At 64.1% G+C, this 15,710-nt stretch carries 11 protein-coding genes; 9 read left to right on the top strand and 2 right to left on the bottom strand.

The genetic code is table 11. The features are described from left to right. From GM676_RS30235 to pbpC, 5 genes are all read left to right on the top strand, one after another. The coding region (locus GM676_RS30235; protein WP_155468268.1) for a peptidoglycan DD-metalloendopeptidase family protein at nucleotides 1–423 on the top strand (423 nt) is incomplete at its 5' end. Nucleotides 424–430: 7 nt separating this feature from the next. Beyond that, nucleotides 431–1,435 carry an RNA polymerase sigma factor RpoS gene (rpoS, locus tag GM676_RS30230; RefSeq protein WP_155468266.1) on the top strand — a complete coding sequence of 335 codons (1,005 nt, stop codon included), beginning with the start codon at nucleotides 431–433 and terminating at the stop codon, nucleotides 1,433–1,435. A 75-nt stretch (nucleotides 1,436–1,510) separates the two neighbouring features. Further along, nucleotides 1,511–2,869, top strand: a complete 1,359-nt coding sequence (gene rlmD / locus GM676_RS30225) for a 23S rRNA (uracil(1939)-C(5))-methyltransferase RlmD (RefSeq protein ID WP_155468264.1) — start codon at nucleotides 1,511–1,513, stop codon at nucleotides 2,867–2,869. Nucleotides 2,870–2,967: 98 nt separating this feature from the next. Then, a complete protein-coding gene (locus GM676_RS30220; RefSeq protein WP_155468262.1) occupies nucleotides 2,968–8,631 on the top strand; it encodes an alpha-2-macroglobulin family protein in 5,664 nt (1,887 codons plus the stop codon). After that, nucleotides 8,628–10,733: a penicillin-binding protein 1C gene (gene pbpC / locus GM676_RS30215; RefSeq protein WP_155468260.1), complete on the top strand. Its 2,106-nt coding sequence runs from the start codon at nucleotides 8,628–8,630 to the stop codon at nucleotides 10,731–10,733. The genes GM676_RS30220 and pbpC overlap by 4 nt, the downstream gene beginning before the upstream one ends. Here the strand turns inward: pbpC and GM676_RS30210 are convergent. Continuing rightward, nucleotides 10,727–11,557 (bottom strand): endonuclease/exonuclease/phosphatase family protein, encoded by an 831-nt coding sequence (locus tag GM676_RS30210; protein WP_155468258.1) that lies wholly within the window; start codon nucleotides 11,555–11,557, stop codon nucleotides 10,727–10,729. The genes pbpC and GM676_RS30210 overlap by 7 nt on opposite strands. Before the next feature lie 61 nt (nucleotides 11,558–11,618). Next, the gene (locus GM676_RS30205) at nucleotides 11,619–12,299 is read right to left on the bottom strand and encodes a Bax inhibitor-1/YccA family protein (protein WP_155468256.1); all 681 of its coding nucleotides are present in this window, start codon (nucleotides 12,297–12,299) and stop codon (nucleotides 11,619–11,621) included. A 239-nt stretch (nucleotides 12,300–12,538) separates the two neighbouring features. Here GM676_RS30205 and ndk point away from each other — a divergent pair, with 239 nt between their 5' ends. The 4 genes from ndk to GM676_RS30185 all read left to right on the top strand — a co-directional run. Further along, nucleotides 12,539–12,946 carry a nucleoside-diphosphate kinase gene (ndk, locus tag GM676_RS30200; RefSeq protein ID WP_155468254.1) on the top strand — a complete coding sequence of 136 codons (408 nt, stop codon included), beginning with the start codon at nucleotides 12,539–12,541 and terminating at the stop codon, nucleotides 12,944–12,946. Nucleotides 12,947–13,018: 72 nt separating this feature from the next. Then, the gene (gene rlmN / locus GM676_RS30195; protein WP_155468252.1) at nucleotides 13,019–14,191 is read left to right on the top strand and encodes a dual-specificity RNA methyltransferase RlmN; all 1,173 of its coding nucleotides are present in this window, start codon (nucleotides 13,019–13,021) and stop codon (nucleotides 14,189–14,191) included. After that, entirely contained in the window at nucleotides 14,191–15,012 is an 822-nt protein-coding gene (pilW, locus tag GM676_RS30190; protein ID WP_155468250.1) for a type IV pilus biogenesis/stability protein PilW, read from the top strand. The genes rlmN and pilW overlap by 1 nt, the downstream gene beginning before the upstream one ends. Before the next feature lie 13 nt (nucleotides 15,013–15,025). Further along, nucleotides 15,026–15,710: helix-turn-helix domain-containing protein (locus tag GM676_RS30185; protein ID WP_155468248.1), on the top strand; the 685-nt coding region annotated here is incomplete at its 3' end.

Here is a 15,710-nt window from a genome sequence, read left to right as displayed (position 1 = left end):
CCGGCCGCCTCGGCGCCCGCCGCCCCGGCCGCGCCGGCGCTGGCCGCCGACGACGCCAACCTGAGCTGGATCTGGCCGGCCGACGGCAAAGTCATCGCCACTTTCGACGAAGGCAAGAACAAGGGCGTGGATATCGCCGGCAAGGCGGGCCAGCAAGTCGTGGCTGCCGGCGCAGGAAAAGTGATGTATGCCGGCAGCGGCATCCGCGGATATGGTAATCTCGTTATTGTGAAGCACAGTAATAATTTGTTGTCGGCTTACGCACACAACCGGGCCATCCTGGTCAAGGAAGGGCAGAGCGTGACCAAGGGACAAATGATTGCGGAAATGGGCGATTCCGATACCGACTCCGTCAAGCTGCACTTTGAGATAAGGCAGCAGGGCAAACCGGTGGACCCGTCCCGATTCCTGCCTAACCGTTAGCAGAGCCATGACATCTACCCCGCACGATCAACTGGACGACGACGCGCTCCCGGACGATTTCCGGGACGAGGGGAATGATGATGGCGCCATCGATGCTGCGGATGAGGGCGATTTGCCGGAGGCCGGCGCGGTCCTGGAAAGCGTCGACGAACTCAAGAAGGTGCTGGCGGCCGAGCTGTCCACCGACACCACCCAGCACTACCTCAACCAGATCGGCACCCGTCCGCTGCTGACCGCGCAGCAGGAAGTCCACTACGCCACCCTGGCCAAGGCCGGCGACTTCAGCGCCCGCCAGACCATGATCGAGCACAACCTGCGGCTGGTGGTGTCGATCGCCAAGCACTACATCAACCGTGGCGTGGTGCTGCTGGACATGATCGAAGAGGGCAACATCGGCCTGATGCGCGCCATCGACAAGTTCGAGCCCGAGCGCGGCTTCCGTTTTTCGACCTACGCCACCTGGTGGATACGCCAGAGCATCGAGCGCGCCATCATGAACCAGGCGCGCACGGTGCGCCTGCCGGTGCACATGGTGCGCGAGCTGAACCAGATCCTGCGCGGCAAATACCACCTCGAAGCCCAGCACCACAACGGCAAGGACGCCACCGCCGAGGACATCGCCGAGCTGGTCGGCCGGCCGGTGGAGGAGGTGCAGGACATCCTGGCCCTGTCCGAGCACGCCACCTCGCTCGACGCGCCGCTGGACAACGATCCCCAATCCTCGCTGATGGACATGCTGCCCGGCGACAGCGAGGACAGTCCCGACGCCCGCGCCGAGCACCATGAAATGACGGTGCTGGTGCGCGACTGGCTGACCAAGCTGCCGGACAAGCAGCGCATCGTCATCATGCGCCGTTTCGGCCTTGATAATGACGACCCGGCCACGCTGGAAACCCTGGCCGAGGAGATGGGCGTCACGCGCGAGCGGGTGCGCCAGATCCAGCAGGAAGCGCTGGTCAAGCTCAAGCGTGCCATGGCCGCGCGCGGCGTGGTGCGCGATTCCCTGCTGTAGTCCCTCCCTGTTCTGGTATCATGTCGCCCCTGCACGCGGGCCGGCCGCGCCATTCTTTTTCCAATATTGAACGCTATGCAAGAAAATACCATCGACATCAAATCGCTCGACATGGACGCCCGTGGCGTCGGCCACATGCAGGACAATGAAGACGGCACGCCGGGCAAAGTGGTGTTCGTGGAAGGCGCCCTGCCGGGCGAGCGCGTCAGCTTCGAGACCTTCAAGAAAAAGAAAAACTGGGAAGCGGCCAGGATGACCGCGCTGCACCGCGAATCGTCGATGCGCGTGAAGCCCAAGTGCGAGCATTTCGACTACTGCGGAGGCTGCTCCATGCAGCACATCGAGCCGAGCGCGCAGGTGGCGATCAAGCAGCGTGTGCTGGAGGATAACCTGTGGCACATCGGCAAAGTCACGGCCGACAACATCATGCGCCCGATGTATGGCCCGACCTGGGGCTATCGCTACCGCGCGCGCCTGTCGGTGCGCTGGGTGGAAAAGAAGGGCACGGTGCTGGTCGGCTTCAAGGAAAAGAAATCGATCTTCGTGGCCGACATCCAGAGCTGCCAGATTTTGCCCAAGCACGTCTCGGACATGATGATGCCGCTGCGCGCGCTGGTCGGTTCGCTGTCGCTGTACAACCAGATCCCGCAGATCGAGCTGGCGATCGGCGAAGACGTCACCGTGCTGGTGCTGCGCATCATGGACACGCTGACCGCCGACGACGAAACCAGGATCAAGGCCTTCGCCGACCAGTACAAGGTGCAGTTCTGGTTGCAGACCAAAGGCCCGGAAACCGCCGAGCCGTTCTACCCGCTGGGCCCTCAGCTGCATTACCTGCTGCCGGAATTCGGCGTGCGCATGCCGTTCAAGCCGGTCGACTTCACCCAGGTGAACCACCACATCAACCGCGTGCTGGTGCACAAGGCGCTGCGCCTGCTGGAGGTGCAGCCGGAAGACCGCGTGGCCGACCTGTTCTGCGGCCTGGGCAACTTCACCCTGCCGCTGGCGACGCTGGCGCGCGAAGTGGTCGGCATCGAAGGCAGCCAGGCGCTGACCGATCGCTCGCTGAGCAACGCCAAGGCCAACGGCCTGGACAAGAAGACCACCTTCTACAACCGCAACCTGTTCGAAGTGACGCCGCAGGATCTGATCGACCTTGGCAAATTCGACCGCATGCTGATCGACCCGCCGCGCGATGGCGCCATGGCCTTGTCGCTGGCGCTGGGCGAACTGCGCAAGACCAATCCGGAATTGCTGCCGAAGCGCATCGTCTACGTCTCGTGCAGCCCGTCGACGCTGGCGCGCGACGCCAACGTGCTGGTCAACCTGGCCGGCTACAAGCTGGATAAAGCCGGCGTGGTCAACATGTTCCCGCACACCTCGCACGTCGAATCGATGGCGGTGTTCGATCTGCAACCGGTCATGCCGGCGTAGGCCGCCATCCAGGGCGTGGTGTTTTTCTTCTAATGTTATTGACTTTGCAGGAGGCGTGCGCAACACTGAGCTGATCATTATCAGCGCCTGGAGTTGGCATGCGCCTCCTGTCCCGTCTCATCGCGATGGCCGCTTTCTGCGGCCTGCCGCTGGCCGTTCTGGCCGACACTTCCGTCACTTCATTTTCGCCAACCGGCACCGTCAAGGGCGTGCGCCAGGTGGCGGCGCGCTTTGATGGGAAAATGGTCCCGCTGGGCGATATGCGGCTGGGCGATCCATTCAACATCGATTGTCCGGAAACGGGCCGGGGCCGCTGGATCGATGGCCAGAACTGGAGCTACGATTTTGTGCGCGACCTGCCGGCCGGCGTGGCCTGCCGCTTCACGCTCAAGGACGACATCAAGGATTTGAATGGCAAGCCGCTCAACGGCACGCGCCAGTTCAGCTTTGATACCGGCGGCCCGGCGGTGGTGGAGGCCGTGCCGCGCGAGGGCTCCAGCTATGTCGATGAACAGCAGATTTTCGTGCTGGGCCTCGACGCGCCGGCCAGCGATGAAACCGTGGCCGCCCATGCGTGGTGCCGCGCCGACGGCATCAACGAACGGATTCCCGTGCGCGTGCTGCAAGGTGCGGAACGCCAGCAGGTGCTGGATCTGCGCAAATCCTTCACCGAGCGTTATCTGTCGCTGTACTTCAAGGCGCGCGGCGTGGTGTGGCGCGCCACCACCTCGCTCAACAACAGGAAGCTGGAGCGCTTGCCGCTGGCGGTCCTGCAATGCAAACGCAGCCTGCCTGCGGCGACCGAAGTGTCGCTGGTGTGGGGCGCGGGCATCAAGGCCGACAGCGGCATCGCCACCAGCGAAGATCAGGCGCTGGCCTACAAGACGCGGCCTGATTTCACGGCCCGCTTCACCTGCGAAAGGCTGAAAGCCGATGCCGGCTGCGTACCGTTCCTGCCGATGCATGTGCAGTTCAGTGCCCCGGTCAAGCGCGCCGACGCGCTGGCCGTCAAGATCGCGGGGCCGGGCGGCAAGGCCTTCAAGCCGCAGTTGGATAAGGAAGAGGAAAAGAGCGAATACCTGGAGTGGCTGACTTTTAAAGGCCCGTTCCCGGAAAGTGCCAGGTTGATCGTGTCGCTGCCGGCCGGTGTGAAGGACGATGCCGGCCGCACGCTGGTCAATCAGTCGCGCTTCCCGATGGCGATCCGCACCGACGCGCAACCGCCGCTGGTCAAATTCCCGGCGCGCTTCGGCATCATCGAGGCCAGGGGCGACAAGCTGCTGCCGGTCACCGTGCGCAATGTCGAAGCGGCGCTGGCCGGCACCAGGGTCGATGGCGCCGCGCTGCGCGTGAACGATGCCGCGTCGTCGTCCGATCAGCAGGACCAGCAAGTGATCGCATGGCTCAAGCGCATGGGCAGCAGCTACAGCTGGGAGCCGCAGGAACTGTACGCGGACAAGATGACCAAGCCGCTGCTGGACGCCAAGGCCGGCAAGCTGGAACGCTTCACCATGCCCAAGCCGGGCGGCGGCAAGGCGTTTGAAGTGGTCGGCATCCCGCTGCGCAAACCCGGGTTTTATGTGGTGGAGCTGGCGAGCCCCAAGCTGGGTGCGGGACTGGCGCTGGGCAAAGGACCGGCCTATGTGAGCAGCGCCGCGCTGGTGACCAATATGGTGGCGCACTTCAAGCATGGCGCGGAATCGTCGCTGGTGTGGGTGACGTCGCTGGATAAAGGCCAGCCGGTGGCGCAGGCGCAGGTGGCGGTACGCGACTACAAGGGCAAGCTGCTGTGGCAAGGCATGACCGACAGCGGCGGTCTGGCGCACATCCGCCAGGAGTTGGTGCAAAAGGACGATCAGCGCTTCTTCATCAGCGCGCGCCTGGGCGGCGACATGACGTTCACGCTGTCCGACTGGAATCGCGGCATCGAAAGCTGGCGCTTCAATCTGCCGACCGGCTACCACGGCGCCGACAATGTGATCGCGTCGACCGTGTTCGACCGCACGCTGCTGCGCGCCGGCGAGACGGTGCACATGAAGCACTTCCTGCGCCGCCACGTGGAGCAGGGGCTGGTGCGCGCGGCCAAGGAACAGCCGGCCAGCATGTTCATCATCCACGAGGGCAGTGGCCAGCAGTATGAGCTGCCGTTGAAGTGGAACGCCAACGGCTCGGCCGAAAACACCTGGCCGATTCCGGCCGACGCCAAGCAAGGCTGGTATGAATTGATGATAGGTGGGCGCGGGGCGGGCCGCTTCCGTGTCGAGCAATTCCGCGTGCCGACCATGAAGGCGCTGCTGCAAGGACCGAAAGCGCCGGCGGTGCAGGCGTCGTCGGTGGATCTGGACGTGCAGTTGAACTATCTGTCCGGCGGCGGCGCGGGCGACGCGCCGGTGCAGCTGCGCACCGTGGTGCAGGACAAGAGCATCAGCTTTGAAGACTACGCCGATTTCAGTTTCAGCGCCGGCGATGTCAAGGTCGGCGTCGAGCAGCGCGGCGGCAGCTTTGATGATGACGAAGGGATGTTCGAAGGCGAGGAGGATGCAGCAGCAGCCGGCGCCGTGCGCACCCGCAGCCTGACGCTGGACAAGGCGGGCGGCGCGCGCGTCACGCTGGACCAGCTGCCCGCCGTGCAAACCCCGCACGAAATCATGGCCGAGATGACCTATCAGGACGCTAACGGCGAAACGCTGTCCGCCGCCACGCGCATTCCTTTGTGGCCGTCGAGTTACGTGATCGGCATTCAGCCTGACGGCTGGGTGGCCAGCAAGGACGCATTGAAGTTCACGGTGGCGGTGCTGGACCTGCAAGGCAAACCGGTGACCGATGCGCCGGTGGCGGTGGATATTTTCCAGCGTCAGACTTACTCGCATCGCCGCCGTTTGATCGGTGGCTTCTATTCATATGAAAACAGCAGTGAGGTCAAAGCGCTGGGCGCGGCTTGCGAAGGCAAGACCGATGGCAAGGGTCTGCTGATCTGCCAGATCAAGGCACCCGCATCGGGCAACCTGATCCTGCGCGCCAAAACGCAGGATGCCCAGCAGCGTGTCGCCGTCACCAGGCGCGAAACGTGGGTGGCCGACGGCGCCGACTGGTGGTTCGCCGCCACCGACAACGACCGCATCGATCTGCTGCCGGAGAAAAAACGCTACGAGCCAAGCGACACCGCCAGCTTCCAGGTGCGCATGCCGTTCCGCGAAGCCACCGCGCTGATTACGGTGGAGCGCGAAGGCGTGATCGACACGTATGTGCGTCCCCTTAGCGGCAGTGAGCCGGTGTTCTCGATTCCAGTGAAGAAGCAGTATGCGCCGAATGTCTACGTCTCGGCGCTGGTGGTGCGCGGGCGGGTGAATGGTGTGCAGCCGACGGCGCTGGTCGATCTGGGCAAGCCGGCCTACAAGCTGGGTATCGCGCCGTTGCGGGTGGGCTGGTCGGCCAATGAACTCAAGGTGCAGGTCAAGGCTGATAAGGAGGTTTACAAGGTGCGCGATAAGGCCTCGGTGGCGGTGAAGGTCACGCGTCCCGATGGCTCGGCGCCGCCGGCTGGCGCCGAGGTGGCGCTGGCGGCGGTCGATGTCGGGCTGCTGGAGCTGATGCCGAACACCAGTTGGGATCTACTGGAGGCCATGATGGGCCAGCGTAACCTGCAAGTCACCACGGCCACCGCGCAGATGCAGGTGGTCGGCAAGCGCCATTTCGGCCGCAAGGCGGTGCCGGCAGGTGGGGGCGGCGGCAAGGGCGCGGGACGGGAGCTGTTCGACACGCTGCTGTTCTGGAAAGCGCGCGTCACGCTGGATGCGAACGGCGAGGCGACGGTGCAAGTACCGATCAATGATTCGCTGACGGCGTTCCGGATTGTGGCGGTGGCCAGCGCCGAGGCGGATTTGTTCGGCACCGGCCGCACGGAGGTGCGCAGCTCGCAGGATCTGATCCTGTTATCCGGCCTGCCGTCGCTGGTGCGCGAGGGCGACCGCTTCCGCGCCGCCTTCACGCTCCGCAACACCACCGACGCCCCAGTCAAGGCCTCGTTGAACGCGAACGCTGGCGGCAAGCAGCTGGCGCCGCAGTCGGTCACGCTGGAACCGGGCCAGGCGCGCGAGGTGGGCTGGGACGTACAAGTCCCGCTATCCGCCACCACGCTGGCGTGGGACGTGAGCGCGGCGGTGGAGGGCGGCGGTCCGGCATCGACCGATCGCATCAAGATCACGCAGAAAATCGTGCCGGCGGTCCCGGTCACCGTCATGCAGGCTACCTTGCTGCAACTGGACCGCAAGCAAAGCATGGCTGTCAAACTGCCGGATGATGCGGTGCCCGGGCGCGGCGGCGTGCAAGTGCAATTCAGCTCCAAACTGGGCGGCGAGCTGCCCGGTGTGCGCGACTACATGCTGCAATACCCATATCGCTGCTTCGAGCAAGTGACATCGCGCTCGATCGCATTGCACGACGAAGCGATGTGGAACGCGGCGGTGGAAAAACTGCCGACCTATCTGGACGCCGATGGCCTGGTCAAATACTTCTCGCAAATGGACCTGGGCAGCGACACGCTGACCGCCTACGTCCTCTCCGCCGCCAACGAAGCCGGTTACACCATCCCGGACGCGCTGAAAGGCCGCATGGAATCCGCACTGCTGGCCTTCGTGCAAGGCAAAGTAGTCCGCTACTCGTCCCTGCCTACCGCCGATCTGGCGGTGCGCAAGATCGCCGCACTGGAAGCCCTGTCGCGCTCCAAACCGGTCAACGCCAGCGAACTGGAATCCTTCACCGTGCAGCCCAACCTGTGGCCGACGTCCGCCGTCATCGACTGGTACCAGATCCTGCAACGCTCGCCCGGACTGCCGCAGCAGGCGCAGCGTCTGAAGGAGGCGGACCAGATCCTGCGCTCGCGCCTCAACCTGCAAGGCACCACCATGACCTTCTCCACCGAGCGCACCGACGACTGGTGGTGGCTGATGTCCTCGGCCGACAGCAATGCCAACCGCCTGCTGCTGGCCATGGCCGACAACCCGGCATGGAAGGACGACATCGGCCGCCTCGCGCGCGGCGCGCTGGGACGTCAGAAGAAAGGCCGCTGGGGCACCACCGTCGCCAACGCGTGGGGCGTCCTGGGCATGGATAAATTCTCTCGCCTGCTCGAAAGCGAGAAGGTCAGCGGCACGGCCGGCGCCACGCTGGCCAACGCCAGCAAGAGCATCGCCTTTGGCGGCGAGCCGCCTGGCGGCACAGCGATGCTGCCATGGCCGCGCGGCGGCAGCGGCCAACTGGAACTGGAGCACACCGGCGCCGGCAAGCCGTGGGCCACGGTGCAAACCTTGTCGGCCGTGCCGCTCAGGACACCGCTGTCGAGCGGCTACAAAATCGCCAAAACCATCACGCCACTGGAGCAGAAGACCAGAGGCATGTGGCAGCGTGGCGATACCTACCGCGTGCATCTGGATCTGGAAGCACAGTCGGACATGACGTGGGTGGTGGTGGACGACCCGATCCCGGCCAGCGCCACCGTGCTGGGCTCCGGCCTGGGTGGCGACTCGAAAATCTCCACCAGCGGCGAGCGCGCCACCGGCTGGGTGGACCCGGCATTCCAGGAGCGTACCTTTGAAGGCTATCGCGCGTTCTACGCCTTTGTCCCGAAAGGCAAATGGAGCGTGGAGTACACCGTGCGCCTGAATAATCCAGGCCAGTTCAACCTGCCGCCAACCCGGGTGGAAGCCATGTACAGCCCCGAAATGTTCGGCGCATCGCCCAACGCAGCCATGACCGTGAAATGAAGCTGATCGCCGCCACCATCGTGTTGGCGCTGGCCAGCGCCGCCGCCCACGCCGTGCCGAAGTTTGACGAGGTGCGCGCCGCGTACCGCTCGTCGGATGCGGACCTGCTGGACCGGCACGGCGAACCGATTCAGTCGCTGCGCATCGACATGGCGGTGCGGCGCTTGCCGTGGGTGGCACTGGGCGACATTTCCCCCGCGTTGCCGGCGGCGGTGCTGCAAGCCGAGGATCAGCGCTTCTACGAACACAATGGCGTGGACTGGAGCGCGGCCGCCAAGGCGGCGTGGGATAACTTGTTCCGCAATCGCCCCCGTGGCGCCTCGACCATCACCATGCAGTTGGCGGCGTTGCTCGATCCCGCCTTGCAGCCGGTGGCCAGGGGCCGCAGCTGGTCGCAGAAATGGGATCAGGTGAAAGCCGCGCGCGAGCTGGACGCGGAATGGACCAAGCAGCAGATCATGGAAGCCTATCTGAACATGGTGTCGTACCGGGGCGAGCTGCAAGGCGTGGGCGCGGCGGCACGCGGCATGTTCGGCAAGGCGCCGTCGGGACTGGACCTGAGCGAGTCGGTGATCCTTGCCAGCTTGCTGCGCGGGCCGTCGGCGGGGCAGAAGGTGGTGTGGCAGCGCGCCTGTGCGCTGGCGCACGAGTTGCAATTGCCGTCGACGTGCAGCGAAATCCAGCTGCGCATCATCGTCGCGTGGAACCGGCCGCAGTTGGCCAGCGGTTTGCCGCCCGCGCCGCAGGTTGCCCGGCAACTGCTCACGCGCAGCGGGCAGGCGGTGCGCAGTACGCTGGATGCGGGCTTGCAGCGCCAAGCGCAAACGGTGCTGCGCCAGCAGCTGGCGGCGCTGAATGGCCGCAATGTGAATGATGGCGCGGTGATCGTGCTGGATAACGCCAGCGGCGAAATCCTGGCTTACGTCGGCAACGCCGGCGGCGCCGACGTGGATGGCGTAGCGGCGCTGCGCCAGGCCGGCTCCACGCTCAAGCCCTTCCTGTACGAGCTGGCGCTGGAGCGCAAGCAGATCACGGCGGCCTCGCTGATGGACGACAGCGCGATCGACATCGCCACGCCGTCCGGCATGTACGCCCCGCAGAATTACGACAAGGGGTACAAAGGTTTTGTCAGCGTGCGCACCAGCCTTGCCAGCTCGCTCAATGTGCCGGCGGTGCGCACCCTGATGATGACCGGGATGGAGCGCTTCCACGAACGCCTGCGCGAGGTGGGCATCAGCAGTCTGACGCAACCGGCGGAGTACTACGGCTATTCGCTGGCGCTGGGTTCCGCCGAGGTGTCCTTGCTGGAACTGACCAATGCGTATCGCGCGCTGGCCAACGGCGGCATGTACGGCCCGGTCACGCTGGCGCCGCGCGGCGGCAGCGACGCCAGCGTCGGTACGGCGCCGCGCCGCTTGCTGGACGCGCGCGCCGCCTTCATCGTCAGCGATATCCTGGCCGACCGCGCCGCGCGCAGCCTCACCTTCGGCTTGAAGAACGAGCTGGCCACCACTTTCTGGGCCGCCGTCAAAACCGGCACCAGCAAGGACATGCGCGACAACTGGTGCATCGGCTATTCGGACAAATACACGGTCGGCGTCTGGGTGGGGAATTTCAACGGCGAGCCGATGTGGGACGTCTCCGGCGTCACCGGCGCCGCGCCGGTGTGGCGCGACGTGATGGACTACCTGCACCGCAGCCAGAGCAGCCGCGCGCCCAAAACGCCGGCCGGCGTGGTGCGGCGGCAGGTGGCGTATCAACCGGAGCTGGAGCCGGCGCGCAGCGAATGGTTCATCGCCGGCACCGAAAGCCCGGTCATCGCACTGGTCAGAGACGAACGCCGCGCGCCGAAAATCCTGTATCCCGGCGACGCCACCATCCTCGCGCTCGACCCGGATATTCCGGACGCCACGCAGCGCGTCTTCTTCCTGGCCCAGGGCGGGCAGGGATTGCGCTGGCAGCTGGACGGCGAAGCGCTGGGGCAGGCCAGCACCGACTACGCCTGGCGGCCCACGCCCGGCCAGCACCAGCTAGCCCTGATCGACGCCGATGCCAAAACCATCGCCGCCACCCGCTTCCAGGTCCGGGGCGGCAATCACTGAGGCAGGCGCACGCGTGCCACGACAGGGAAGTGGTCGGAGGGATAGCGTGCATCGACCGAATCGGTCAGCACGGCGTGGCGCAGCACTTGCCATTGTGGACTAAGGAAGATGTAATCGATCCGCTCATGCGCAGGCGTGCCGACGTCGAAGCCGTTGAACGTCGCCAGCGGACCGTAGGCGGGCGTCTGGCTGATGGCGCGGGCGTCGCGCAGCGCGGCGCCGACGATGGCAACCGCCTCACTATCGGGTGTGCTGTTGAAGTCTCCCATCACGATCAGCGGCAGCTCGCCGGCCAGCACCCGGCCGCGTGCCACCAGCAGGCGTGCGGATTCGCGCCGCGCCACCACGCCTTCGTGATCGAAGTGGGCGTTCAGCACCACAAACTTCCGGCCGCTGGGCTGTTCGCGCAAACGAACCCAGGTCGCGATGCGCTTGCAGCAGCGTGCGTCCCAGCCGATACTTGGCTGGTCGGGCGTGGCGCTGAGCCAGAAATCGCCGTGATCTTCCAGCGCAAAGCGGTCGCGCCGGTAAAAAATGGCCGCATGCTCACCGGCCTGCCTGCCGTCGTCGCGGCCCGCGCCCACGCGCGCATATTCGTTCAGCGCATCCAGATCGGCCAACTGGTTGGCCAGCCCTTCCTGCGTCCCCCACACGTCGAAGCCGTGGTAGCGCACCAGCGCGCGCACGGCGTCGCGGCGGGCCGGCCATGCGTTTTTGCCGTCCTTGGACGTGTCCAGGCGCAGATTGTAGGTGGCGACATTCAGATCGACCTGGGCGAAAGCGCATGAACTGAGCAGCGCAAGCAGGGCAAGAAGGCGGCGCATGAAATTCCCGTCAAATAAAAAAAGCCGGCAGCGAGCCGGCTTTTGTGGCAGAGCTGACCGCTTAGTCGCGGTCGCCGCCGAAGATGCCCAGCAGATTCAGCAGGCTGGTGAAGATGTTGTACACGTCCAGGTACAGGGCCAGGGTGGCGCGGATGTAGTTGGTCTCGCCGCCGTTGACGATCTGCTGCACGTCATACAGGATGTAGGCCGAGAAGATGGCAATCGCCACCACCGAGATCACGATCGCCAGCGCCGGGATGTGCAGGAAGATGTTCGCCACCGATGCCAGCAGCAGAATGATCACGCCTGCGAACAGCCAGGTGCCCATGCCCGAGAAGTCACGCTTGGACACGGTGGCCACCGACGCCAGCGTCGCAAACACCGCCGCCGTACCGCCGAACGCGGTCATGATCAGGAAGCCGCCATTGGAGAAGCCCAGGATGCGCGACAGCAGAGGCGTCAGCATCAGGCCCATGAAGAAGGTGAAGCCCAGCAGCAGGGCCACGCCCACGCCGGAATCCTTGTTCTTCTCGATGCCCCAGATGAAGCCGAAGGCCACCGCCAGGAACAGCAACGCCATCAAACCACCGCCCAGTGGCAGGTGCAGCGACACGCCGAGGGCCGCGCCGAATACGGTCGGAACCATCGACAGGGCCAGCAGCCAGTAGGTATTGCGCAGCACGTTGTGCTGCACCAATCGGCGGCTTTCCGCCAGATCGTAGGTTTTTTGCATGTTGATCATAGAGTGCCTCCAGTACAGAGTAAAAGTTACCGCTTGCTAAAAGCATAGCACGCTGCGTCCAAAATACGCAAAAACATGCCAAAAATGCACTTAATCCGGACTTAAACGGCTTTAATTGCCTGTGGAGCAAGCTTATCCACCTCCGTTATTCGGAATATGGGGTGTTCTATGGTAAAATCAAAGGTTGATTGGATTATCAATTCTTGTTTTAAACCTTTCTTTTTATTGGAGTTTTTCAAATGGCAATCGAACGCACCCTGTCGATCATCAAACCAGACGCAGTTGCAAAAAACGTGATCGGCAAAATCTACACCCGCTTCGAAGAAGCTGGCCTGAAGATCGTTGCCGCTCAAATGAAGCAACTGACCCGTGAAGAAGCTGAAGGCTTCTACGCTGCGCACAAAGAGCGCGGTTTCTTCAAAGACCTGGTGGACTTCATGGTTTCCGGCCCAGTCATGATCCAGGCCCTGGAAGGCGAAAACGCCGTCCTGAAAAACCGCGAACTGATGGGCGCTACCGATCCTAAGAAAGCAGAAAAAGGCACCATCCGCGCCGACTTCGCTGACTCGATCGACGCCAACGCCGTTCACGGCTCGGACGCTGTTGAAGCCGCCGCTGTTGAAATCGCTTACTTCTTCGGTAAGTAATTTGTAAGGATTCCGTTTCCGCGCCGCGGTGCGGAAACGGGATAAATGATTAGTACTGTTTTGAACCAAACTATGAACGCTCCTCTGACCAACTTGCTGGATTTCGATCCCGCGCAACTCATCGCCTACTGCGCCGAGTTGGGAGAGAAACCGTTCCGCGCCAAGCAACTGCAACGCTGGATTCATCAATTCGGTGCGTCGGACTTCGACAGCATGACGGATCTGGCCAAGTCGCTGCGCGACAAACTGAAAACCCGCGCCCAGATCGTGGCGCCGCAGATCATCAGCGACCATACCTCGTCCGACGGCACCCGCAAGTGGCTGGTCGACGTCGGCAATGGCAACGCCGTGGAAACCGTGTACATCCCGGAGGAGAACCGCGGCACGCTGTGCATCTCGACCCAGGCCGGTTGCGCCGTCAACTGCCGTTTCTGCTCGACCGGCAAGCAAGGCTTCAGCCGCAACCTGACCGTGGGCGAAATCATCGGCCAGCTGTGGATGGCCGAATTTGAACTGCGCCGCACCAAGGGCATCGAACCGGGCCCGAAAGGCGAGCGCCAGATCACCAACGTGGTGATGATGGGCATGGGCGAGCCGCTGCTCAACTTCGAGCCGACCGCCACCGCGCTGAAGATGATGTTGGACGATAACGCCTACGGCCTGTCGCGCCGCCGCGTGACCCTGTCCACCTCGGGCGTGGTGCCGATGATGGACAAGCTGTCGCAGGAAGTGCCGGTGGCCTTGGCCGTCTCGCTGCACGCCTCCAACGACGAGCTACGCAACGGCCTGATCCCGCTGAACAAGAAATACCCGCTCAAAGAGCTGATGGCCGCCTGCAAGCGCTACCTGGAATTCGCGCCGCGCGACTTCATCACCTTCGAGTACTGCATGCTCGACGGCGTCAATGACACCGACGAACATGCGCGCGAACTGGTGGCGCTGGTGCAGCACCCCGAGTTCGGCGTGAACTGCAAATTCAACCTGATTCCGTTCAACCCCTTCCCGGAATCGGGGCTGCTGCGTTCGAAGAACCCGCGCATCAAGGCCTTCGCGCAGGTGCTGCTGGATGCCGGCATCGTCACCACCATCCGCAAGACGCGCGGCGACGATATCGACGCCGCCTGCGGCCAGCTGGCCGGCGAAGTGCAGGACCGCACCAAGGTTCAGCAGCGCATGGAGAAAATGGCCGAATACCAGAACAAGTTCGGCGCCAACTTCGGCAAGATCGTGGAGATCCGTTCCTGATGACCTTCCTGGCGCAGCGTAGCCGGCTCAGTCTCGTCGCGCTTTGCGTGGCAGGGGCGCTGGCCGGTTGCGCCTCGCCGGGCGCCCAGCCGGGCAAAAGCGGCAAGGCCGAACTGACCACGGCCTCGGACCAGACCGCGATCCAGCGCAAGGTGGACATCCGCATGCAGCTGGCGATCGGCTATTTCGAACAAGGCCAGTACGCGGTGGCGCTGGACGAGGTGAAGCTGGCGCTGGCGGCCGATCCGAACTACGCCGACGGCTACGGCATGCGCGGTCTGATTTACCAGCAGATGGGCGAAACCGCGCTGGCGGAGGACAATTTCGTCCGCGCCCGCAAGCTGGCGCCGAACAGCCCGGACCTGGCCAACAACTACGGTTCCTTCCTGTGCCAGCAAGGCCGCGTGAAGGAAGCGTTGCCGCTGTTTGATGCGGCCCTGACCAACCGGAGTTACCGTTCGCCTGCCAGTGCCGCGAACAACGCCGGTTCGTGCGCATTGAAGATCAAGGATTACGCCAGCGCGGAGCGTTATCTGCTGCAAGCCTTGCAGTTGACGCCCGACCTGCCGGCCACCAACGCCAATCTGGCGCGGGTGTATTTTGAAAAGGGCGATTATGTGCGCGCCAATTTCTTTGTATCCCGTTTGAACAAGGTGGCAAAGATGGAGAGCCTGACGGCCGATGTGCTGTGGCTCGCGATTAAGGTGCAGCATAAGCTGGGCGATAAGGACGCGGAAGCTGGTTGGGGGACGCAATTGCGTCGCCACCACGCCGGTTCGGCCGAATATGCTGCTTATCAACGTGGGGCGTTTGATGAGTGAAACAGGGGTACCAATGAATTCTGAGTGGGCAGAACCGCCGCAAGAGCAGGGCAACACTGGCAAGGCTACACCCGGAGCATTGCTGGCCGCCCAGCGCGAAGCGATGGGTTGGACGGTTGAACAGATTGCGGACCAGCTGAAACTGGCGGTGCGTCAGGTGAAGGCATTGGAGGCCGGCGATTACGCTGCCTTGCCGAATATGGCGGTCACGCGCGGCTTTGTGCGCGCTTACGCCAAGGTGTTGAAGATGGATGCGGCCCCGCTGGTCGCGATGATAGATGCAGCGCAGCCGATCAGCCCCGAGGTCGTCGTTGCGCCGCGCAAGGACTTGGCGGCTTCGTTCTCGGAGTCGCGCTTCCCGTCGATGACGGGACGTTCGTCGTCGGCGCCGGCCGGTTGGCTGGTTGGCCTGGCGGTCGTGGTGGTGGTGGGCGCGGCGGGCGCTTACGCTTACCAGAGCGGCCTGATTCCGGCCTCGCTGTTCGAACGCAAGGAAGAAGTGAAGACGGCGGAAGCGCCGGCGATTGAAACCACGCTGGTCAAGCAGGGCCAGGAAGCTTCTGCCGCGAGCACCTTGCAGCAGCCGAACGTGCCGCTGATTTCGGTGCCGCCGCAAGGCGAGCAGACCGCCGCCGGTGCTGGCGCCGCGACCGGTGGCGCTGCGCCGGCCGCGACCGCGCCAGCGACTGCCGCGGTTG

This window comes from Duganella radicis, from assembly GCF_009720825.1.
In the GTDB taxonomy this organism is placed as follows: Bacteria; Pseudomonadota; Gammaproteobacteria; order Burkholderiales; family Burkholderiaceae_D; genus Rugamonas; species Rugamonas radicis.
Note: the sequence above shows the minus strand (reverse complement) of the source record. Positions and strands in the feature narration are given on the sequence as shown.

What these genes read in the sequence shown, in the direction of transcription:
- rpoS (WP_155468266.1), top strand. Translation starts at nt 431, where the DNA reads ATGACATCTACCCCGCACGATCAACTGGACGACGACGCGCTCCCGGAC.
- rlmD (WP_155468264.1), top strand. Translation starts at nt 1,511, where the DNA reads ATGCAAGAAAATACCATCGACATCAAATCGCTCGACATGGACGCCCGT.
- GM676_RS30220 (WP_155468262.1), top strand. Translation starts at nt 2,968, where the DNA reads ATGCGCCTCCTGTCCCGTCTCATCGCGATGGCCGCTTTCTGCGGCCTG.
- pbpC (WP_155468260.1), top strand. Translation starts at nt 8,628, where the DNA reads ATGAAGCTGATCGCCGCCACCATCGTGTTGGCGCTGGCCAGCGCCGCC.
- GM676_RS30210 (WP_155468258.1), bottom strand. Translation starts at nt 11,557, where the DNA reads ATGCGCCGCCTTCTTGCCCTGCTTGCGCTGCTCAGTTCATGCGCTTTC.
- GM676_RS30205 (WP_155468256.1), bottom strand. Translation starts at nt 12,299, where the DNA reads ATGATCAACATGCAAAAAACCTACGATCTGGCGGAAAGCCGCCGATTG.
- ndk (WP_155468254.1), top strand. Translation starts at nt 12,539, where the DNA reads ATGGCAATCGAACGCACCCTGTCGATCATCAAACCAGACGCAGTTGCA.
- rlmN (WP_155468252.1), top strand. Translation starts at nt 13,019, where the DNA reads ATGAACGCTCCTCTGACCAACTTGCTGGATTTCGATCCCGCGCAACTC.
- pilW (WP_155468250.1), top strand. Translation starts at nt 14,191, where the DNA reads ATGACCTTCCTGGCGCAGCGTAGCCGGCTCAGTCTCGTCGCGCTTTGC.